The organism is Sphingomonas sp. FUKUSWIS1 (genome assembly GCF_000733135.1).
Lineage (GTDB): Bacteria > Pseudomonadota > Alphaproteobacteria > Sphingomonadales > Sphingomonadaceae > Sphingomonas > Sphingomonas aerolata.
Genome location: NZ_JPJC01000216.1, coordinates 1 through 2,004 on the forward strand (window position 1 = coordinate 1; position 2,004 = coordinate 2,004).

Sequence of the window (2,004 nt, forward strand, 5' to 3'; positions counted from 1 at the left end):
CCCGAGGGCGCACGCGGCTTTCTCGAATCCATCCCCGCGCTGCGCAATCGCGAGGCCATTATCTGCGGTGAAGCGTGTCGTCGCGCCCGGAACGCCGGTGCCGGGCTGGCCCGACCCCAGCGTCACGCGGTACGTGCCGGCGGCGACCGATCGCGTGCCGTCGAGTGCGACCGAACTCAGGTCGCGCGGCGACAGGTCGAAGCTGAGCATGCGGGTTTCTCCCGGGTTGAGGTCGACGCGGCGAAATCCGCGCAGCGCGATCCGCGGCGTGCCCGGCCGGTCGGGAAAATCGAGGTAGAGCTGCGCAACTTCGGCGCCCGCACGCTTGCCGATATTGCGGAGCCGCGCGGTGACGCGGATGCCGGTCTCCGCCCCGCCCGGCGCGGGTTCGACCCGGATCGCATCATAGGCGAAGCGCGTGTAGCTGAGCCCCGCCCCGAACGGATAGACCGGCGTGCCGGTGAAATAGCGATAGGTGCGTCCGGCCATCGCATAGTCGCCGAACGGCGGCAGATCGGCGACGCTGCGGTAGAAGGTCAGCGGCAGCCGGCCCGACGGATTGGTCCGGCCGGTCAGGATATTCGCCGCGGCGAGCCCGCCCTGTTCGCCCGGGTACCAGGCCTCGAGGATGGCGGCGGCGTGATCCTTGGCCCAGGCGAGGTTGATCGGGCTGCCGTTCATCGCGACCAGCAGGATCGGCTTGCCCGCGGCGCGCGCCTGTTCGAGCATCGCGATCTGGTCGGCGGGAAGGTCGAGTGTGGTCTTGTCGCCGCCGGCGAAGCCCGGGACGCTGACGCCGGTTTCCTCGGCTTCGAGATCGGAGGTGAGGCCGACGACCGCGACGACGATGTCGGCCGCCGCGGCGGCGCGTTTCAGCGCGGCGCTCGGATCGTCCGATACGCGTTTCCAGACGAGATCGCCGCCACCGCCGTCGACCTCGATGCGGTAGCGTCGCCCGGCGGTGAGCGTGAGCGTCTTCATCCCGGGCAGATCGTTCCAGCGCGCCTTGCGACGGTCCGACACGACCACCCCGTCGACCGCCAGCACGCCGCCCGCCCCCGACAGGCCGAGGCGATAGGTGCCGGTTTCGGGGGGGATGAGGAATCCGGTCCGGATCGTACGGTGCACTTCGGCGACCCCGGCCAGCGCGAGCTGACGGTCACCGACATCGGGCTCGATCCGGGTCACGACGGGGGTGTCCCGATAGCGCACCGCCGCGACGATCGCGTCACGCGTGCCGGGGGCAAAGGCGGCGGGCAGCGGGGTGACCGGGTTGTAATAGCGTGCGAGCACGCCCGGCTTGCCGTCGGGGGTCTGCAGCGCGGTGGTCGGAACGCGGTCGCCATCGGTCACCGATTCGCCGAACGGGACCAGCGTGATCCGCTCGGCGCCCAGCGTCGTGCGCAGACCCTCGACGATCGAGACGGGCGGTCCCGACAAGGGCGATGCGTAATTGCCGCGCAACACGCGCGTCGCGTCGCCCAGCGGCCCGATCACCGCGACCTTCGTCCCGGCGCGCAGCGGCAGGACGCCATCATTCTTCAGCAACACCATCGACCGTTCGGCGGCGGTCAGCGCGAGCCGGCGATGCTCGGCGGCACCGACCGCGTCGACCGGCACCGCCGCGGGCGCGCCGGCCAGACCGGGCAGATCGCCGGTGCGGTATCGCGCCGCGAACAGGCGGACGAGGCTGCGGTCGATGTCGGCCTGGGTGACGAGGTCGCGCTGCAACGCGGTGCGATAGCGGGCGTCGAGCCCCGCCGTGTCGCTCAGCGTATCCCCGCTGCACTCATTGTCGACACCCGCGCGCAGTGCCGCGGCGACCGCGGCCGCGCCGTCAGGGGCATATTTGTGGTTGTCGGCAATGTCCTTCACCGCGTCGCAATCGGATACGACATAGCCCGAAAACCCCCAGGCGCTGCGCAGATGCGTCTTGAGCAGCGGGTCGCTGGCACAGGCGGGCTGACCGTTGATTCGGTTATACGCGCACATGACCGACCCCGC

At 70.8% G+C, this 2,004-nt stretch carries 1 protein-coding gene; it reads right to left on the reverse strand.

What is annotated here, in order from left to right; all coding sequences use genetic code 11:
* Positions 1-2,004 (reverse strand): glycoside hydrolase family 3 C-terminal domain-containing protein (locus sphsw_RS13070; protein WP_052380936.1); only part of this gene is annotated, 2,004 nt, incomplete at both ends.